Genomic DNA, 19,662 nt, shown 5'->3' with positions numbered 1-19,662 from the left:
AAGGAATTATGCAGTAACTTTTATATCGAAGTTTTCGAAAGCCGGCATCCGGAATGCCCATTCCGCTTATTACGGTGTTGATGGTGACGCTTCCGCCGGTGTGCTGGTTGTTGTTGGCATTTGCCCGTGGGGTGGCAGCGGCATCAAAACTTGTGTTCCGGCAGCAAAGGGAATGCCCGCATCTCTCAATGCGGCTTCGATGCGTTTGTAAGCCTGCACACGAATTTCAAATTGATTGCCGGGCGCGCAGCGGAACTTGCAGCGGAAGATTTTTATGCCCGGCTCGATACCATAGACTTTGCTCTTGAGTGGTTCGACAATCTTGGACCCGATTTCTGGATCCTGCATCATCTGCTCGCCCACTTTCTTGATAATCTTTCGCACCTGTTCGCTATCGGTGGTGACGGGCAATGGAATGTTGAATTTGTCGATCGACCAATCTCTGGAATTGTTTTTGATACTGCCAAGCGATCCATATGGTACGAAATAGAGAGGACCATTTTGGTGCCGAAGGGCGACGGTTCGCAGCGTGATGCGCTCAACTGTTCCTTTGGCGTGCGTGCCAGCCTCAATATATTCGCCAATACGAAAAACATCTTCGACGAGATAAAAAATCCCGGAGATAACATCGCGCACCAAGGCCTGTGCACCAAAGCCCAATGCCAAACCGAAGACACCCGCACCGGCAAGCAGTGGGCCAATGTCGATACCCAAAGACCAGAGCGAGGAGATGACGAAAAAGGCCAGCAGGATCACTCCGCCAGTTGTTCTCATCAGCGGCAGGAGTGTGAGCAGCCTGGCATTGGCGTTGACGCTTCCATGGGGGTCTGATGTTGCTATCAGCTTTTGTAGCCGATGATCGATGGGTAAGCGCACAGCCAGCCACACGATATGGCTGATCAGAGCAATCAATGCAATTTCACTGAGCCGCACGATGAATTGACGCAACGGATTGGAGCTTGTGGCCATTTCCATCATTGGAATGTCCAAAGCGAGGATTGCGGCGATGATGGCGATAATGACAAAGACGTAGCGTGCTAGCGTCAGAATGATCGATGGTGCCAGACTGTCCACTTGCGCGGTGCCAGTTTCTTGCCCGTGGGCATGGGGTTCCGTCAGATCATGGTCAGGCTCATCTGACCATAAAAACATGACAGCACGGTGCAAATGCAATTGAGATGAGACTGCCAGCACAATGATGACGGCCAAAGTTGCAATGACGTCGCCGCTGAAAAGCCAAAGACCGTAGATCGCGATAATAATTGCCATGCGCAAAAACGGCACAGGCAGGGTTGAACGCGGCATGGTCCGCGCCTGTGTGCTGTCTCTATGCTTTCTGGATGCCGATACTGCAACAATGATCAATATGGCACTGAGCGTAACGGAGACGGTTTGTAACGCCTCTGCGGCATTGGCGCTGCCAGCTTGCTGGATTAACGGAGCGTAAATGGTGGCTCCACCCACCAGAATTGTGAGGCCAACGATGACGGTGACCCAGATGCGGGCCTCCGCGGGTCCAACATCCAGCAAACGGCGCTGGTGATGTCCCGGTGCAAAAAGACTATCTGCAACAATCCACATGAAGCGTGTCAGAAGGATTATCATGATTGGTGCGAGAACCAGATGCTCTGCGCCTTCTGGCCAATCAAAAAAGGCGAGGCTTCCAAGTGTTGCAACAGAAAACAATAAAAAACCACAGAGAAACAGCGCTGTCCTTCGAAATGCCAAGCGGCGGCCAAGGCGCGGATTGCGAATGTCCATGGCATCAATCGCTCGGCGGGCCGGAGCCGCGTAGGTCCAGTAAAACCATTCAGCGCCGGTACCGATCATTCCCACAATCAGGGCATAGGCGAGCGTCACAATCCCTTCGCGGCTTGCCATGAATGTTGTGAGATTGTGCCATATCTGCACCCCCTCCACTGGCCCCTGCATCAGTGCTGATCCGAGGTTGAGGAGGCGTAAATTTGCCGTCCTGAAAAAGCTCGAAATTGTATCCATCGTCAGCGGACGAAGCAGCGGTTCGGCGCTTGCGGTTCTCGGCAAAACCATGATCAGCAGGAGCGTCAAAGCCTTGCGGATCGGCATTGTTTTCAGGTCAGGCGCAGCCATTGTCATGCAACATCCCCAGACTGCGGCAGAGTATCGATCTCTGTTCGAAATGGATTGCGAGAGGCATCTGCATCAACGAATGCGGGTTGAAGCCTGATAACGTTTATGGTGCCCGCCAGCAGGCGTGCCTGACATCCGAGACGTTGGTTGTCGCCAGCCTTTATTCGACGAAGGGTATGGGCTTCAATGTCGCTGATTGGTGTGAGCAAGCCGTGTTCTTGCTGCACTGAGATGAGACAGGTACCGCATCGTCCACGACCGCCGCAAACATTGGCATGGGGTATGTTGTTCAACAAACTCATTTCCAGAATGGAAAGACCAGCCTGCCCTGAAGCCGTGACGCCGTTGTCGTACGACACCGTTACAGGCCTGCCGTATGTGCGCAGAATTTTAAGGGTCATGCTGATCAGCGCCAGCAGAACAACAACTCCGTAGATTAAAATGATGCTTTTCTGAATCATGGCCAGTTCGGGTTTTGCACGGGCCATCATTTCAATGAGCATGTTTATTTTCTGCTGTCCCTGATGGGTTGTTTCAAGAACAGCCAATGTATCTTTTCCGCCTTCAACGAAGCCAAGCAGCGCCAGGATGGGAATGAGAAACAGAGCGGGTGTGAGGATTGGACCAATGCGGACCCAGACGCGTTTGAGCACCATCCACTGATAAAAGCCGATTGCGCCATGCACCCATAAGATCACCAGAACCAGAATTTGCTGCAAGGCGGAAACGGGTGAATATTTCCAGTAAAGCACAAGCAGGAAGTCGAAATCCGGCTGGAAATCTGGTGTTATTTGCCGCAACACGCCCACCACCATGACGTGGTTGAGAAGGAGCGGCGTGATCAATATGCCCAGCACCATCTGCACCCAATCGGTCCGACTCATCGCCACACTGCGCCGCTGAGCGATGGATGTGAGACCCATGCCTATGTGAATGACAACAGCGGTCAAAAGCGTAAGGCTGCCGACCCCTGTACTCCAGGGCCGCATGAGATATTGGCTGGCGCTATCCAGTGCCGCCACGGAGCGCAGTCCGAATGCCAGATTGATGAGGTGCATTGCCGAAAATAACAGGAGTATCAAACCCGATACAAGGCGAAGCCTGCGCAGCAGCAGCTTACTCTTTCCTGTGCCTGATGGTCTGCTCTCTTCGGTTTCATGCGAGCACAATTGCCGCCCCCTGTTTTCAATTCACGCCTTTTGGCGAGGCAATATTTCTATCAATATCAATAGAGTCAGAGTTTTACAGTATTCTTTATCGACAAAGCGTCTACTGCATAATTCCTTAAATCGGAATCGATTTAAGGTGAAAATTATGCAGCAGATTAAAAGTGTTACAGCGTCCTTACACCTTCTGACATTATGGACGCATCGATTCAAAGGAACCAATGCGTGAAGGCAGGGCTGGAACATCAAAATGTTGTGGTTCCAGACCGGCTTTTGCGCTGTCTACCATCATTTCAAAAGCGCGCTCAAGATGGCGGCAAAGGCGTTCTGAATCGAATAACGGGGAGTGGAAGCGCTGCTCGTTCAGATGGGTTTTCAGATTTGCCAATCGCTCAGGCGAATTGATCAAACTTGTCGCCAACTCCACAAAGGCAGCATCATCCTCGGCTACCAGTTCAGCCAGACCAATGGCATGCAGCAGGCTTTCCGAAACCCGCGACGCAAAATTTCCACCACGTTTGGTGATGACGGGCAGTCCGGCCCAAAGCATATCGGAGGTGGTGGTATGACCATTGCAGGGGAATGTATCAATGGCAAAATCGGCGGCCTGCACCCGCGCCAAATGGCCAGCATAAGCCATTTTGGGCGCAAACAGCAGTTGAGATTGCTTGATGCCAAGGGTTTTGAAATGGGCGGCGGTAGCTTGACGGGCGTGATTGCCATCCACCATCAGCCACAAAATTGCCTTGGGGTTGGCTTTCAGCACCTCTGCCCAGAGCGCCATGGTGTGGAGCGAGTTCTTGCGCTGGGCATTGAAGGCCGCAATAATCACCCGGTCTGCTGGCAGGCCAAGCGCCGTGCGTTTGGCAGCAGACGGCAACGGGCGGTGAACCGGATCATTGGGCTGATAGCATTCCGGCAGGCGACAGAATTTTTCGTGATAAAACGGGGCTGAACTGTCTGGCAGCACAAAGCGGTCGCCAATGGCATAATCACAATCCACCTCAACACAGGTGCCGGGAAAGCCCAACCATTGCACATGCACAGGAGCCAGCGGCCTGTTCATCAGTTGCGAGCGTGTACCGCGCGTGTGGCCTTTCAGGTCTACAAGAATATCGATATTTTTTGAGCGAATGGTGGATGCGGCTTGATCATCATTCATCGCCTCGATGCTGATGATATTGCCCCAATCTTTCCGCCCACCCTGATCAAAGCTTAGGAGCTTTTCAGGCGTATAGCAAAACAGGGTAACATCAAATCTTGCGGGATCATGGGCGGTCAACACGCTGCGAAACAGGCGCATGGTGGCGTGATCATCCCACAGGTCACAGGAGAGATAACCGATGCGGATTTTATCGCCCCAGATGTGTGGTTGGGCGCGGCGTTGGACCTGCATTTCTGGCGTGATTGGCTGGATCGATCCGATTGACGACGCAAGGCGATTGAGCTCTTCATTCTCTGTCCACATGATGCTGCTGTGCGGTGGCTCATTGCGAAGGCAGTCTGTTTTGCCCTCCAGCAGCTCAGTCAAAAGCAGTGGCTCTTCTGCTGCAACGATTGGATAGTTGCAATGTTCTCGCGCCAAACGCAGCAGCGTGAGGCGAATGTAACTGTCGTCGGGTAAGGCAGTCCGCAATTTTTGCAAAACGCTGACAGCAAGCGGATTGCGCGTATCGGACAGCAATATTTCAGCAGCCCGCTGAAGGTGGATGAGAACAGGGCTTGCAGCCAGAGCAGCGATATATTTTTGAAACTGGGGAGAATCGGACGTCACATTGCGGGTTGAAAGCGCAATAAAAGCTGCCTGCGCCAGCATTTCGCCGCGCTCCGGCTCCGACATGCGATCTGAGGCAAACTCATAGGCTTGCACTGCGCCTTCCGGGATATCCATCTTAAGCAGCGCATCGCCCAGCAATTTCGCGGCTTCTGGTCCCGGATGGGATGCGAGCAATGTTGATAGAATATCAACAGCAGCCTGATACTGGCCGTTGTCATACAGTATTTGGGCGTCTGTCAAAGTTGGCGAGGCAGTCAGCAAGGTCGGTAGGTCTCCATTAGAGGGTTGGGTATTAACGGAGCAGAAAACTTACACAAGGAGCTTTCCCGGACCGAAGGGGCGTTGCACGACGCGGGAATGTTAAACGAGCGGCTGCATCAGCTCAATGGTGATGCCATCCGGACCGGAGATGTACGCGACCATTGTTCCGCATCGGGGACCGGCTGGTATTGGCTGCGGCGAACCCTTCACTGCCCACCCTGCCTTCTCAATCCGGGCGATTGCTATGCGAATATCCGCAACCGTGAGGGCGATGTGCGCGGCACCGATCGCACCTGTGCTACGAGGTGCCTGGCCCAGTGTAGGGCCTGTCGAATACTCAAGGAGCTCGATAGGGTAGCCGTTTGGAGCCGTCACCAGCGCCATTCGGCATCGCGGATCGTCAACCCCCGTGGCCTCACGTAGGAATTCTCCACCCATTTCTCCTTGGCGAACAAGGCCGAAACCCATCGCCTCAGTCCAAAACTGTATCGCCTCCTCCAACGAGGCGACCGAGAACCCCGTATGATCCACAGCGATCACGCCAGCATCTCCGTCCATTTTAAATCCTCTCATATCGACCCGTTACGTCCCTGCCCAGGCAAACGGCGGCTTCACTGCTCGGCTCATGCCTGCAATGTGGGCTACCGGTCACAGATCGTCCAGAAGACTCCGGTGTGATGTGAGGCGTGAAAGCCTCTCAGGAAAACCTCGGAACGGCCATCGAATTTCACAAGTCCCTCTACAGAAATCTATGGCCGATAAACTCTCGCCTCGCTCTTTCTGTGAGGTCAACGTGGCTTATGTTGGTTTTCTACTCCGTTGCTACTCAGACCCCATGCACGTTTATGCATGGTGCTAGCGCTCCGACCTTGCCCCAACCGGGTGACTATGCCGCCCGCATCCTTGCCGATTTCTTGCGCTTCATGTCCATGATTTTGGGGCGGATCAGCCGATAGCCCAAAAGCACAAAGACAATAGCCGTGTAGGTTGCTGGCTCCAGTGTGAAGGATTTGCGCGAGAGAACGAAATGCGAAAGCCCGGCTGCTAGAATGATATAGCTGGCCTTGTGCAGTGTGTTCCATTTGCTGCCCAATTTGCGAATGGACCAACGGTTGGAGGTCAGCGCCAGCGGAATCAGCAAAACCAGCCCCAACATGCCCAGCATGATATAGGGACGCTTCAGAATATCACCCAGAATTGACGAGAAGATCAGGCCGCGATCAAGGGTCAGATAAACGGCAAAATGCGCCAGCACATAGTAGAACGCCAAAAGCCCCAGCGCCCTGCGATAGGCAATGAGATTGACCTTGAACAGATCGCGCAAGGGCGTTACCGCCAACCCCAGACAGAGCAGCCGCAGAGCCCAAAGGCCCAAACGATGCTCAAACTCACGCACAGGGTCAGCCCCCAGCCCGCCGAAAATACCAAGGTAGAAGGCGTAAAGGCCGGGCGCTAAACCGATGGCGTAAAGCGCCCAGATGCTGAGTGATTTTTGCCGGGCGGAAAGTTTAAAATCAGCCATGATCAATAGAACTTCGTCAGGTCCATGCCTTTGTAAAGGCTTGCCACTTGTTCACCATAGCCATTGAAGGGCAGGGTATCGATGCGCGCGCCACCAAACAGGCCTGCACTTTCGCCAATGCGCCGCTCGGTTGCCTGGCTCCAGCGGGGATGATCGACCTTGGGGTTCACATTGGCATAGAAGCCATATTCATTGGGGGCCAGAATATTCCACGTGCAGGGCGGCTGCTTTTCGGTGAGGGTAATTTTGACAATCGATTTGATGCCCTTGAAGCCATATTTCCACGGAACTACGAGGCGCAGCGGCGCACCATTTTGATTTGGCAGGGTTTCGCCATAGAGGCCGGTGGCGAGAATTGTCAGCGGATTGCGTGCCTCATCCAGCCGCAAACCATCCACGTAAGGCCAGTTGATGGATTGGAAAAAGCCGCTCTGCCCCGGCATTTCATCGGGCCGCACCACGGTTTCAAACGCCACATATTTGGCACTGCCCAAGGGCTCGACCTTATCCAACAGGGCTGAGAGCGGAAAACCAATCCACGGAATCACCATGGACCATGCCTCAACGCAGCGCATGCGATAGATGCGGTCTTCCATGGTGAAAGACGACATGATGTCCTCGATGCTAATTTTCTGCGGCTTGGCCACCAACCCGCCGATTTCGACCGTCCATGGCGTCGGCTTGAATTTGCCGGAATTATTGGCCGGATCCGATTTATCCGTGCCGAATTCGTAGAAATTATTATAGGTGGTAACGTCCTTTTTCGGCGTCAGCTTGTCTGGTACTTTATAGGCCGTTGGCTTGCCTGTGAGTGGTGCTGCAAGGGCATCGCCTGCAATAGCAAGCCCCAATGTGCCTGCGGCAGCGCCCATCAATGTGCGGCGAGACAGATAAACGCCCTGCGGCGTGATCTCGGAGGCGGGGATGTGAGGCGGGCGAAATACGGCCATGGTCAGTGTGCTCCCTATCAGCTTTAAAAGCATTCTACGCATAAGTACGGTCGCTGGATTGAAAATGTTACAGGGGATTTCGAATTTTGCGCGTTTTTGCGGTTCACATTCCTGTGCATTGGCAACAGTACCGTTTTCGGGCTTGCTGATAGTGACACAAACCACCAATTAGCCTAGAAAAACTCAAAACCAGCCCGCAACCTTCATTGTTGAAGAGGCTTTCGCGGTAAAACCAGATTTCGAGGTGACATCCATGCCCGTCTATCGCTCCAGAACCACGACTCACGGCCGCAACATGGCAGGCGCGCGCGGCCTTTGGCGCGCAACCGGCATGAAGGATGGCGATTTCGGCAAGCCGATTATTGCCGTCGTCAATTCGTTCACCCAATTTGTGCCCGGCCATGTGCATCTGAAAGATCTCGGCCAACTGGTTGCCCGCGAGATTGAAGCCGCTGGCGGCGTTGCCAAGGAGTTCAACACCATCGCCGTGGATGATGGTATCGCCATGGGCCATGACGGCATGCTCTATTCGCTGCCGTCACGCGAAATCATCGCGGATTCGGTTGAGTATATGGTCAATGCCCATTGCGCCGATGCCATGGTCTGCATTTCCAACTGCGACAAGATCACCCCCGGCATGTTGATGGCATCCTTGCGTCTCAACATCCCAACCGTATTCGTTTCTGGCGGGCCGATGGAAGCGGGCAAAGTGGTGATGCACGGCAAGAAGGTCGCACTCGACCTCGTAGATGCCATGGTTGCTGCCGCTGACGACAAGATTTCCGATGAAGACGTGGCCACTATCGAGCGCTCGGCCTGCCCCACCTGTGGCTCATGCTCTGGCATGTTCACCGCCAATTCGATGAACTGTCTCACCGAAGCGCTCGGCCTGTCCTTGCCGGGCAATGGCTCGACCTTGGCCACCCACTCGGACCGCAAGCGGCTGTTTGTCGAAGCCGGTCATCTGATTGTTGATCTGGCGCGTCGCTACTACGAGCAGGAAGATGAAAACGTGCTGCCGCGCGCCATTGCGTCCAAATCCGCGTTTGAAAACGCTATGGCGCTGGACATTGCCATGGGCGGTTCCACCAACACGGTTCTGCACATTCTCGCCGCCGCTTATGAAGGCGAGGTGGATTTCACCATGGACGATATTGATCGCCTGTCGCGTAAAGTTCCGTGCCTCTCCAAGGTCGCGCCTGCCAAGCAGGATGTGCATATGGAAGACGTACACCGCGCAGGCGGCATCATGCGTATTCTCGGCGAGCTGGATCGCGGTGGCCTGATCAACCGCGATTGCCCAACCGTTCACGCCCCGACGCTGGGCGATGCGATCGACCAATGGGACATCACCCGCACCAATTCCGAGAGCGTTCGCGAATTCTTCCGTGCAGCTCCCGGCGGCGTGCCTACGCAGGTGGCATTCTCGCAATCATCTCGCTGGGATGAGCTGGATATGGACCGCGAAGAGGGCGTGATTCGCTCGGTTGAAAAGCCATTCTCCAAGGATGGCGGCTTGGCCGTGCTGAAGGGCAATATCGCGCTGGACGGCTGCATCGTTAAAACCGCAGGCGTTGACGAAAGCATTTTGAAATTCACTGGTCCTGCCAAGGTCTATGAAAGCCAGGACGCTGCCGTAAAAGCCATTTTGAGCAATGAAGTTGTTGCCGGTGACGTGGTGGTGATCCGCTACGAAGGTCCTAAGGGCGGTCCGGGCATGCAGGAAATGCTGTATCCAACCAGCTACCTGAAATCCAAAGGCCTCGGCAAGGCTTGTGCGCTGATCACCGACGGTCGCTTCTCCGGCGGCACATCGGGCCTGTCCATCGGCCACGTCTCGCCAGAAGCCGCCAACGGCGGCACCATCGGCCTCGTGCGCAATGGCGACACCATCGCCATTGACATTCCAAACCGCACGATTGAACTGATGCTGTCTGAAGGCGAACTCGCCGCCCGCCGCGTGGCGCAAGATGCCGCTGGCTGGAAACCAGCGGAGGTGCGTAAGCGCAAGGTGACAACGGCGTTGAAGGCCTATGCGGCGTTTGCGACCTCTGCGGATTTGGGAGCGGTAAGGAAGTTGCCTGAGTAAGGGTTTCGAGCTGTAAATAACTGAAAATGCCGTCGCAAAATCAGATTTTGCGACGGCATTTTTGTATGATTCATGATTATGGCTGTGCGTTCTGGTGGAGGTCACGCCATTCTGCATAGGTCGCCATGGCGCTGAGGTCCGGACGGGGTGGTTCTGGCAGGATAGCGATATATTCCAGCGAATGGCCGTCTGGATCACGAAAATAGACGCTGGCTGCTGGCATCCATGGCAAAACAATAGGCTGATCGATTTCTGCGTTTCCGCTCAGATTGAGAGGAATAACACCTTTGGACCGCAAATAGTCTGGTGCCTGTAGTACCTGCTCAAGCGAGGTTTGAAACGCGGTATGCAGTTTCATTTGCATAGGCGAGCTGTGAATTGACCACAGGCCGAGCATGGAGCGCTCACGTCCACCAATCCAGAAAAAGGCGACATCCCGGGCTGGTATTTTATGGGCAAGTTCCAGTCCGACAACATCCCGATAGAAATCGATGGACTCTTCAAGATTGGAAACGGTCAGGTGGGTTTCGTATAGACCGTTGATTTGGACCATGATGATCAACTCCTTGTTCTGCGCTGCCATTGGAATTGGACGTCGCGTTGTGGGTTGATCGAGTTTATAGAACCTCAACCATGGTTGAGGTCAATAGCAGTATTGCCAAGAACATTAAAAAGCAGAATGTTGCAAAGCCACGTTTTTTCAATTTTACTGCCTGATCACACTGGAATAATCAGCCGGTTCATTGCCTGCGGCTTGTGCTTTGCTGCTGATGGCGGCGCGTTTGCGAAGTTCAGCCTCCGGTAGCTTCCATACTGAGGCTCCATGCTCTGCGAGATAGCCGGGCAAATAACCCGACAGCAAAACACGGTAATCCGTTGGAATGCCCGGCTCAATCTGGCGGGCAAGATCAAACACCACCGTGGTGCAGTTGGTGGTGATGGTGTCGTAGAATTGGGGCTGCTTCGCAAGCTGATCTGCCGAGTTCACGTAATTCAAAAACAAGGCGCGCATCGCCTGTTTGGGAATATCCAGCGGGTAAAGATAGGTGTCTTCCTTGCGCATATTGGTGCGTAGATAGAGAATATCGCGCTCATCGGCGGCGAGAAAAGCCAGCTCATAGGTTTTGAAAAAGCCTGCAATCGATGAATAGGATTCGGTCTTCTCGCGCCGCGTTTCCACCGAAAACACTACCCGTTGACCATCCTCAAAACCGAAACTGACCAGCGTATGGGCAATGGCATCCATGCCCCAATAGGACAGGACCATATCGGCCTCATTCAGCTTATTGAGATCATATTGCCGCGTCTCCCATCTGGCATCGGCGGCACTATCGCTTGTCCAGTGGAAATTGCGCACGTTCTGGAGCGTGACAATGTTGTCATCAACGGTTCCCGTCACAGTTCTGGAAACATCCACCGCCCAATCGCGATCAAGACTCGGCTTGATCGATTGCCACCAGATGCCGACGACGACCAAGCTCATTAGAAACAGTACGACTGAGGTAAGCGGCGATTTTCGACCCAATGAAAGAATGGCCAGTACAAACAACAGCCACAGACCAGAAGCTGCACTACGCACGAGGTCTGATCCAGGAATGCGATACCACAGCGCTAAGGTTATCCACCCTGTAGCGATCACTGCAATCAAAGCCAAGATGACGAGAAGAAGAATGCCCATCAAGCGCAATAGATACTTCATGCTTTCTCCAGCTTTTCGGCTATTTCGGTCTTGATCGCTCTATAATGCATAAAGCCGCCCATTTGGGGCGGCTTTGAAGATTTTAACGGCATTTGAGGGCTATTTTTACCCAAAGACCCGCTTGAAAATCGTGTCCACATGCTTGGTGTGGTAGCCAAGGTCAAACTTCTCGCGGATTTGCTCTTCTGTGAGGGCTGCCCGCACTTCGGCGTCAGCCAGCAGTTCTTCCAAGAAGTCCTTGCCTTGTTCCCAGACCTTCATGGCGTTGCGCTGCACGAGGCGGTAGCTGTCTTCGCGGGAAACGCCAGCTTGGGTCAGCGCCAGCAGTACGCGCTGGCTCATGACGAGGCCGCGGAATTTGTTCATGTTTTTCAACATGTTTTCCGGGTAGATCACCAGCTTTTCAACAACGCCAGCCAAACGGTTGAGGGCGAAATCGAGCGTGATGGTGGTGTCGGGGCCGATGGCGCGTTCAACGCTGGAGTGGCTGATGTCGCGCTCATGCCAGAGGGCTACGTTTTCCATGGCAGGCGTGACCGACATGCGCACGAGGCGGGCGAGGCCGGTGAGGTTTTCGGTCAGCACCGGGTTGCGCTTGTGCGGCATGGCGGAAGAGCCCTTCTGGCCCGGAGAGAAGAACTCTTCGGCTTCCAGCACCTCGGTGCGCTGCATGTGGCGAATCTCAATCGCAACGTTTTCGATGGATGAGGCAATCACGCCAAGGGTTGCGAAGAACATGGCGTGACGGTCGCGCGGGATGACCTGCGTGGAGACCGGCTCTGGCACGAGGCCGAGCTTTGCGCAGACGTGTTCTTCCACGCGCGGGTCGATGTTGGCAAAGGTGCCAACAGCGCCGGAGATGGCACCCGTGGCAATTTCTGCACGGGCGTTGACGAGACGGGCGCGGTTGCGCTCCATCTCGGCATAGAAGCGGGCAAAGGTCAGGCCCATGGTGGTGGGTTCGGCGTGGATGCCATGGCTGCGGCCAATGCGCACCGAATCCTTATGCTCAAAGGCGCGGGCTTTCAGGGCGGCCAGCACGCGATCCATATCGGCCAGCAACAGATCGGCAGCGCGGACCAGCTGGATGTTCAGCGTGGTGTCCAACACATCAGAAGAGGTCATGCCCTGATGCACAAAGCGGCTGTCGGGGCCAATGAACTCGGCCAGATGGGTGAGGAAGGCAATCACGTCATGCTTGGTGACGGCTTCAATTTCGTCAATGCGAGCGACATTAAATTCGGCAGCGCCGCCCTTTTCCCAGATGGTCTGAGCCGCTTCTTTCGGGATCACGCCCAGCTCGGCCAGTGCGTCACACGCATGAGCTTCGATCTCGAACCAGATACGGAATTTGGTTTCGGGCGACCAGATAGCGACCATTTCTGGCCGGGAATAGCGCGGGATCATGAATTTGCCTTCTTATACTGCGGTGAATGCCGTCTCAACGGTTTGGAAGCAGGCGCGGCCTGCCATGCGAATTGTCATTCAGGGCTTGATGGGAACAGCCAGCCAGCGCCCATCTGAGCCTTGAGTTGATGGGTTCAGCACCAGTACCAGCGCAATCTGCACCACAGCACCACCCGGAATTTGGTAGGTCACGACACCTCCAAGGCGGTAGCCGGTAGGACAGCGGCGGCTGGCAGGCACGTGGCCGTCTTCATACACAACCTTGTCCTGCTTTGCACCGTTCGCTTCGGTCATGCGCAAGCGAAAGCCCTTGATGGTCGGCACCTGATCCTTGCAGGCGGCGGGCGCACCTTCATCCAGCTCTTCAAGTTTCAACGTATAGGGCTGGCCAACGGCGGGTTGCACTTTATGCAGCCTATAGCTCAGCGTGTGACCATCAACCCCCACCTGACTGATCGGGTTAAAGGCCACAATCTCGCCAGGGTGGTTCAGCAGGTCTCGTTGCTGAATGATTTTGGTCACCTGATTCATGCTTTTTTGCCGTGTGGCAGCAAGCCCGGTTTTGTCGTCGTCAGCACGAATGCGCACCGGTGTATCCGGCAGAAACGTGTTATTGGTCAGATCAATCGCATAAATATTGGAATAGGCTATGTTCGACCCATCCTGTATGCCATATTCCTCAAATGCAAACACACTGCCGTCGCTTGAAAAACCAATAGGGTTTACGCTGGCGATATCACCAGCAAATGCGGGCAGGGCGGCAAATGAGACAATGGCAACGAGCGTGCCGCGAAGCCAGGAGATACTCAAGCCCGGCCTCCTTCAGCGGCAACCCGCAATGCAGATACTGTCTTTTTATAATCGTCCACGCCATCACCTTTGTAAATTGCCGATCCAGCGACAAGCACATTTGCACCGGCTTTTGTCACAATCGGGGCAGTCTCGACAGTTATACCGCCATCGACCTCAAGTGCTATCGGGCGCGATCCAATCAAGGCATTGGCCTGACGGATTTTATCGGCAGCAAAGGGAATGAAGCTTTGGCCGCCAAAACCGGGATTGACACTCATGATCAGGATCAGATCAACATCGTCAATCAGATTTTCGAGCATGGATACGGGCGTTGCGGGATTAAGCGAAACACCTGCCTTCTTGCCAAGGGCGCGAATGGATTGCAATGAGCGGTGCAGATGTGGGCCTGCTTCCGCATGCACGGTAATATAATCGCAGCCCGCATCAGCGAAAGCGGGCAGAAAGGGGTCTGCCGGGGCAATCATCAGGTGGCAATCAAACACCGCCTTGGTGTGCGGGCGAAGCGCTTTGATCACGGCGGGGCCAAACGAGATATTGGGCACAAAATGCCCATCCATGACATCGAGATGAATCCAGTCTGCGCCAGCCTCGACCACATCAGTCACTTCTTGTCCCAGTTTGGCAAAATTGGCCGCAAGGATTGAAGGGGCGATGAGCAGCGGGCGGGTCATATGTGCAATACTCCGAAACGGCAGAACCTGTTGCCGCTGCATAGCATTCCCATACCCGTGCGACAACTGATTGCGCAGAAGTTTGATCGCTTTGTGTTGCGCTTTCGCAAGCGATAATTGCTTCGTTGGACAGGCCGCTTTGAGCAAGATAAAAACAGCGTCTGGAGCAGGACAAGGGAGAAGACATGAAAAGACTTGTTGTGATCACCGGCGGCAGCACCGGCATAGGACGGCAATTGGTGAAAGCCTTTGCGCACAGCGGTGATCGGGTAGCCTTCAGCTATGTTGGCGACAGCGGATTTGCGCAAAGCCTGGTGGCCGAATTGGCGGCTGAGGGGCATGAAGTGCTTGGTCTGGTGGCCGATGTTGGCGATAGCGCTGCTGTTGAGGCGTTTTTTGATGCCGCCTGTGCCTGGGCAGACCGTGCGCCCGACGTGCTCATTAACAATGCGGGTGTGCAAACATGGTCGGGTTTGCTGGATCTGAAAGAAGAGGATTGGAATCGCGTTATTCGCACAAACCTGAGCGGCACTTTTCTCAATACCCAAGCTGCGGCCAAGCGCATGGTTGCAGCGGCTCAAGGTGGTGCGGTGATCAATATCGGTTCTGGCTGCAACAAGACGGCCTTTCCCAATCTTGTGGATTATACGGCCTCCAAGGGCGGCGTAGAGCAATTTACCAAGGTTGCGGCAGTGGAGCTTGGCCCCAATGGAATCAGGGTCAATTGTGTGGCACCCGGCGCGATTGCGACAGAGCGCACCTTTGAAGAAGCGCCAGATTACGCCGAGACCTGGGGCAGGGTCACGCCGCTTCGGCGCGTTGGTACGCCCCATGACATTGTTGGGCCGGTGATGTTTTTGGCAAGCGAAGCCGCAAGCTTTGTCACCGGGCAAACCCTATGGGTTGATGGCGGGGTATTTACCCGGCCCGTCTGGCCCTATGAGGGGTGAGATTACTGGGTGAGGGGTGTTTGAAACGCCCCATCCCGCCATTCAAGCAACTGATAGGGGTTATCGCTTAATTCGTGATGGAGATCAAAGCTGATAGGGCCGATCACGGTTTGCGCTGTTGTTTTGGCAATGGCATCAGCCAGCGGCTGGTTATCCGCTTGCTTGACAGTAGCGTTTAAAAACTGCACCGCAGCATAGGCGGGGAGGGTATAGCCATCTGGCTCGATATTGGTTTTGCGGAAGTTTGCGGTGACGGCTTGTGCGCTTGGCAGATCAGCGTAGTTTGGCGTGGTCACAGCTAAAACGCCGTCTGCCAGCGGCACGGGCTTGTCCACAGCCCGCATCCCATCGCCGCCCATCAGCGTCAGCGGAATGTTCTCAGCCTTGGCATCGCGGGCGATAATGCTGATGTCTGCGCGGTCGCCACCAACAAAAACATGCGTTGCGCCAGCTTTTTGAAGACGTCGCACCAGCGAAATCTGCTGCTCTTGTCCGGGGCGATAGGTGTCGTTGAACACTGCTTTCATGCCGCGTTGCTCAAGCGGCGAGCGGATCGAATCCACCAGTTCGCGGCCTCTTATCGTGCCATCGTCAATGAGTGCGAAGGCAAAGCCTGGCCATTGGCTGACAAGCACCTCAACAATTTTGTTGGTCTCATTTTTGTTGCTCGGAGCCATCCGGTAAAATGGCCAGTGTTTTTTCAATGCATCTTCCATAATCGTTGGCCAGCGCACGGAAAGTGTGAGGGCCGGAATCTGGGCCGCCGCCAATTTCGGCAGGCTGGTTTCGAGGCTCTCACTGCACAGAAACCCAATGGCGCTCTCCACCCTGGCCGCAATAAGCGCATCGGCAATGGCCGTTCCGCTGCCCGCTTCACAGCTTTCATCAATCACCACCAGCTTGTCACCATCCACCTGTGATGCTGCCCGCGCACCAGCCTCCATTTGCTGCCCCAGCAGTGCGAAAGGGCCGTGTTGCGGAGCGACCAAGCCGATTGTCATGGAAAAAGCGGGGGCTGCGCTTAGAAAAGTGCTTGTGACGAGAATAGATAGAGCAGGGCGAAAGGTCATTATGGTCCAGATCATGATGAATATCCTTTGATCTTACTGCATAATGTATGAAATCGGAATCGATTTAATCGGAAAACGACTCAATAGACGCAGTGAACCAAAGCCAATCTCTGGGCGTAATGGCTCTCGTGAATGTAAAATGTGCAGAGGGAGCGAAAATTTGCGAGGCTGCAATTTCGCTATGGTTTAATCACGGCCCATCATGCTCTATAGCCAGTGAGATATTGATTCCGATGAAGGGTAAGTGAAACATAATGGCCATCGATGCTTTGGATTATCGTGAAGCGATGAGCCGCTATGCCGGTCACGTTCAGCTTGTTACCACGCGCTTTGGCGAGACCATTCGCGGAACAACCATCACCGCCGCCTGCTCTGTTTCTGACCAGCCACCCATGCTGTTGGCCTGCATTAACAATCAAAATGAGAACAATCAGCCGTTTTTTGAGAGCGATTGCTTTGTGCTCAACACGCTGGGGGCGCAGCACGAGGCGCTGGCGGGTGCTTTTGCGGGGTTTGGAAAATTGACCGCCGAAGAAAGGTTTGCTTTTGGCACGTGGACGACAGGAGCAACGGGTGCACCCGTGCTGACCGATGCCATTGCGGCTTACGAGTGCCGTGTGGTGGACCGCAAAGTGACGCCCACCCACACTGTGCTTTTTGGCGAGGTTGTCGCGCTTGCCATGGGCGACAAGTCAGCCTCTTTGCTCTATCTTAATCGAGGTTTCCACACGGTTGAATGAGTGAGAGGCAGTGCCGTGGACAATGCAGATATTGAAGAGATGTTCTGCGCTCTTGGGCCTGTTTCCATTCGCCGTATGTTTGGCGGCAAGGGCATCTATCACCACGGTGTCATAATTGCGCTTGATCTGTTTGACGAGATCATGCTGAAAGCGGATGCAGAGACAGCGCCGCAGTTTGAGAAGGCCGGTGCGCGTCAATGGGTGTATCAGCGTGACGGCAAAAAGCCTGTTGCCATGCCTTACTGGACAATCCCGGATGATGCATTTGACGATCCGGATGTGATGGCAAAATGGGTGACACTGGCCTATGAGGCAGGTTTTCGCACCCATAAGCCGGATGTGAAAAAGGCTTCAGCGAAGAAACGGTAGAATCGCTTTGGTGAACTCTGAGAGCGGCTCCGGCAAATCATCCAGATCAAACCAACCAAAATCCGAAAGCTTGTCTGGCTCGGTCAATTTCGCCTCGCCTGTCACATCATCTGTCTTGTAGAGCAGCGATACCCAGTGCTGGCGATCAGCCGTGACAATCTGCTCAGTCACAGAGACGAATTCGATTTTGCCGATGGAGAGGCCGGTTTCTTCTTCGGCTTCGCGCTTGGATGCCAATTCGGCAGGCTCCAGCACGTCGACTTTACCGCCAACAATGTTCCAATAGCCGACTTCCGGCGGACGCATGCGCTTATAAAGCAAAAGCTTGCCGTCCCGAAGAATGGCAAGCCCTACTCCAACGCCGGGAAAATCAATACCCGGTTTCACGTTATGCCTTTGCGTTGGCAACAATCAGCATGAACGCTGGAATGTCGTCGCCAAAACCAATTGGTGTCGGACCATCATCCTGATCGCGATAGTGGTTGCGACGGCGCTCGCGATGATCGTCGTTGGCCGGGTTTGGCGATTGATGACGCTTGTCCCGATTGCCCTGATTCGATCGATTGTCTGCCTTGCGCTCTTGCTTCACGCTATCCACCTTGGTTGCAACGACCTCTTCAGCCGATTCGACGCTATCCTGCACGTTTGCCGTGTCAGCTTTATGACTTGGCTCAGCGGCTTTTGCTGCCGGGCGACGGTCCCGGTCACGGCCTTTGCCGCGACCACGGCGCTCATCCTTTTCGCCTTCAGCCGGGGCTGGAAGGCTGGAAAGATCGCCATTATGCCATTCGATTTTCTTGGAAATCATCTTTTCAATGGCATCGAGGTATTTGGTGTCCGATTTGGTCACCAGCGTAAAGGCAGCCCCGGAGCGGCCTGCACGACCTGTGCGGCCAATGCGGTGCACATAATCTTCGGCATGGATTGGCACGTCGAAGTTAAACACATGGCTGACATCTGGAATGTCGAGGCCACGGGCCGCAACGTCTGACGCGACCAGAAGCGTGATCTGGTTATCCTTGAAGCCAGCCAGCATATTGGTGCGCGAACGCTGATCCATATCGCCATGCAGGGCACCAACGGAAAAGCCGTGGCGCTCCAGCGAGCGGAACAGGTCAGCCACATCCTTTTTGCGATTGCAGAAGATGATGGCGTTCTTGAGGTCGGTCTGTTCGCGGATAATCTCGCGCAAAATAGCGCGCTTTTCATAATCCTTGGTCGGGCTGGCAATCAGCCGCTGGGTCACCGTGAGCGCCGTTGACGACGGCTTCGCCACTTCAATGCGCTCAGGATTTTGCAAGAATCGATCCGCCAGTTTCTGAATTTCCGGCGGCATGGTGGCCGAGAAAAACAGGGTTTGGCGGGTGAATGGAATAAGCTTGGCAATGCGCTCGATATCGGGAATAAAGCCCATGTCCAGCATGCGGTCAGCTTCGTCGATCACGAGGATTTCAACGCCGGTCATCAGCAATTTGCCGCGCTCACAATGGTCAAGAAGACGGCCGGGGGTGCAGATCAAAACATCTGCGCCGCGCTCCAGCTTTCTGTCTTGCTCTTCAAAGGATACGCCGCCAATCAGCAGGGCAATGTTGAGCTTGTGGTTTTTGCCGTATTTTTCAAAATTTTCAGCAACCTGCGCCGCCAATTCGCGCGTTGGCTCCAGAATCAGCGTACGCGGCATGCGCGCGCGGGCACGGCCCTTTTCCAACAAGGTCAGCATCGGCAGCACGAAAGATGCGGTTTTGCCGGTGCCCGTCTGGGCGATGCCGCAAATGTCGCGGCGCATCAGGGCTGGCGGAATTGCGCCCGCCTGAATAGGCGTCGGCACTGTATAGCCGGCGTCGGTGACAGCAGAAAGAACTTTTTGGCTCAGGCCAAGGTCAGCGAATGTGGTCAAAGGGAAATGATATCCGTTCCGTTCTTGCGAACTTGATGTGAAGCGCCATAAAATTAGGCGTAAACGCCAGCGCGGAATAGGCCCAAAACGGGCGAAAGTCAAGGAATAGGGCAGGTTGCTGGCAGAAAACCTTAATGAAACTTCAATTTTTCCAGATTTGAGGCTGCAAATT

18 protein-coding genes are annotated in these 19,662 nt (G+C 54.5%); 4 read left to right on the top strand and 14 right to left on the bottom strand.

Annotation, left to right across the window (positions count from 1 at the left end; translation table 11 throughout):
• Nucleotides 1–69: 69 nt before the first annotated feature.
• The 6 genes from E6C51_RS04520 to msrP all read right to left on the bottom strand — a co-directional run bounded on the left by E6C51_RS04520 (nt 70) and on the right by msrP (nt 7,785).
• Entirely contained in the window at nt 70–2,115 is a 2,046-nt protein-coding gene (locus E6C51_RS04520) for a mechanosensitive ion channel family protein (protein WP_190235188.1), read from the bottom strand.
• Entirely contained in the window at nt 2,112–2,969 is an 858-nt protein-coding gene (locus tag E6C51_RS04515; RefSeq protein WP_230987086.1) for a 2Fe-2S iron-sulfur cluster-binding protein, read from the bottom strand. The genes E6C51_RS04520 and E6C51_RS04515 overlap by 4 nt, the downstream gene beginning before the upstream one ends.
• A 499-nt stretch (nt 2,970–3,468) precedes the next feature.
• Nucleotides 3,469–5,313 (bottom strand): O-linked N-acetylglucosamine transferase, SPINDLY family protein, encoded by a 1,845-nt coding sequence (locus tag E6C51_RS04510; RefSeq protein WP_230987064.1) that lies wholly within the window; start codon nt 5,311–5,313, stop codon nt 3,469–3,471.
• A 99-nt stretch (nt 5,314–5,412) separates the two neighbouring features.
• The gene (locus E6C51_RS04505) at nt 5,413–5,871 is read right to left on the bottom strand and encodes a VOC family protein (RefSeq protein ID WP_190235186.1); all 459 of its coding nucleotides are present in this window, start codon (nt 5,869–5,871) and stop codon (nt 5,413–5,415) included.
• A gap of 328 nt (nt 5,872–6,199) precedes the next feature.
• Nucleotides 6,200–6,835 carry a protein-methionine-sulfoxide reductase heme-binding subunit MsrQ gene (gene msrQ / locus E6C51_RS04500; RefSeq protein WP_190235185.1) on the bottom strand — a complete coding sequence of 212 codons (636 nt, stop codon included), beginning with the start codon at nt 6,833–6,835 and terminating at the stop codon, nt 6,200–6,202.
• A 2-nt stretch (nt 6,836–6,837) separates the two neighbouring features.
• On the bottom strand, nt 6,838–7,785 hold the full coding sequence (gene msrP, locus E6C51_RS04495) for a protein-methionine-sulfoxide reductase catalytic subunit MsrP (protein ID WP_146929630.1): 948 nt from the start codon (nt 7,783–7,785) through the stop codon (nt 6,838–6,840).
• Nucleotides 7,786–8,038: 253 nt separating this feature from the next.
• Here msrP and ilvD point away from each other — a divergent pair, with 253 nt between their 5' ends.
• Complete coding sequence (gene ilvD / locus E6C51_RS04490) at nt 8,039–9,874, top strand: dihydroxy-acid dehydratase (RefSeq protein ID WP_146929633.1); 1,836 nt, start codon at nt 8,039–8,041, stop codon at nt 9,872–9,874.
• A 76-nt stretch (nt 9,875–9,950) separates the two neighbouring features.
• On the opposite strand, the gene E6C51_RS04485 is transcribed toward ilvD, so the two are convergent.
• The 5 genes from E6C51_RS04485 to rpe all read right to left on the bottom strand — a co-directional run bounded on the left by E6C51_RS04485 (nt 9,951) and on the right by rpe (nt 14,464).
• Nucleotides 9,951–10,427 (bottom strand): VOC family protein, encoded by a 477-nt coding sequence (locus E6C51_RS04485; protein ID WP_190235184.1) that lies wholly within the window; start codon nt 10,425–10,427, stop codon nt 9,951–9,953.
• A gap of 153 nt (nt 10,428–10,580) precedes the next feature.
• Nucleotides 10,581–11,573: an Lnb N-terminal periplasmic domain-containing protein gene (locus tag E6C51_RS04480; RefSeq protein WP_146929639.1), complete on the bottom strand. Its 993-nt coding sequence runs from the start codon at nt 11,571–11,573 to the stop codon at nt 10,581–10,583.
• 105 nt (nt 11,574–11,678) lie between these two features.
• A complete protein-coding gene (gene purB, locus E6C51_RS04475) occupies nt 11,679–12,980 on the bottom strand; it encodes an adenylosuccinate lyase (RefSeq protein ID WP_190235183.1) in 1,302 nt (433 codons plus the stop codon).
• Nucleotides 12,981–13,058: 78 nt separating this feature from the next.
• Complete coding sequence (locus tag E6C51_RS04470) at nt 13,059–13,790, bottom strand: DUF2259 domain-containing protein (RefSeq protein WP_146929645.1); 732 nt, start codon at nt 13,788–13,790, stop codon at nt 13,059–13,061.
• Nucleotides 13,787–14,464, bottom strand: a complete 678-nt coding sequence (gene rpe, locus E6C51_RS04465) for a ribulose-phosphate 3-epimerase (protein WP_146929648.1) — start codon at nt 14,462–14,464, stop codon at nt 13,787–13,789. The genes E6C51_RS04470 and rpe overlap by 4 nt, the downstream gene beginning before the upstream one ends.
• A gap of 185 nt (nt 14,465–14,649) precedes the next feature.
• Between rpe and E6C51_RS04460 the strand changes: the two genes are divergently transcribed.
• Entirely contained in the window at nt 14,650–15,414 is a 765-nt protein-coding gene (locus E6C51_RS04460) for an SDR family NAD(P)-dependent oxidoreductase (protein WP_190235182.1), read from the top strand.
• Between the two features lie 2 nt (nt 15,415–15,416).
• Here E6C51_RS04460 and E6C51_RS04455 read toward each other — a convergent pair whose 3' ends face one another.
• A complete protein-coding gene (locus E6C51_RS04455) occupies nt 15,417–16,499 on the bottom strand; it encodes a branched-chain amino acid ABC transporter substrate-binding protein (protein WP_230987063.1) in 1,083 nt (360 codons plus the stop codon).
• 239 nt (nt 16,500–16,738) lie between these two features.
• Here E6C51_RS04455 and E6C51_RS04450 point away from each other — a divergent pair, with 239 nt between their 5' ends.
• Nucleotides 16,739–17,224 carry a flavin reductase family protein gene (locus E6C51_RS04450; protein WP_230987062.1) on the top strand — a complete coding sequence of 162 codons (486 nt, stop codon included), beginning with the start codon at nt 16,739–16,741 and terminating at the stop codon, nt 17,222–17,224.
• 15 nt (nt 17,225–17,239) lie between these two features.
• Nucleotides 17,240–17,593: a TfoX/Sxy family protein gene (locus E6C51_RS04445; protein ID WP_190235181.1), complete on the top strand. Its 354-nt coding sequence runs from the start codon at nt 17,240–17,242 to the stop codon at nt 17,591–17,593.
• Here E6C51_RS04445 and E6C51_RS04440 read toward each other — a convergent pair.
• Both E6C51_RS04440 and E6C51_RS04435 read right to left on the bottom strand, forming a co-directional pair.
• Nucleotides 17,576–17,980, bottom strand: coding sequence for an NUDIX domain-containing protein (locus E6C51_RS04440; protein WP_190235180.1), 405 nt, complete (start codon nt 17,978–17,980; stop codon nt 17,576–17,578). The two genes, E6C51_RS04445 and E6C51_RS04440, sit on opposite strands and share 18 nt — an antisense overlap.
• 1 nt (nt 17,981) lies before the next feature.
• Nucleotides 17,982–19,490, bottom strand: coding sequence for a DEAD/DEAH box helicase (locus E6C51_RS04435; RefSeq protein ID WP_190235179.1), 1,509 nt, complete (start codon nt 19,488–19,490; stop codon nt 17,982–17,984).
• Nucleotides 19,491–19,662 lie beyond the last annotated feature (172 nt).

Source organism: Gillisella terrae (genome assembly GCF_004801395.1).
GTDB lineage: Bacteria > Pseudomonadota > Alphaproteobacteria > Rhizobiales > Rhizobiaceae > Allorhizobium > Allorhizobium terrae.
Note: the sequence above shows the minus strand (reverse complement) of the source record. Positions and strands in the feature narration are given on the sequence as shown.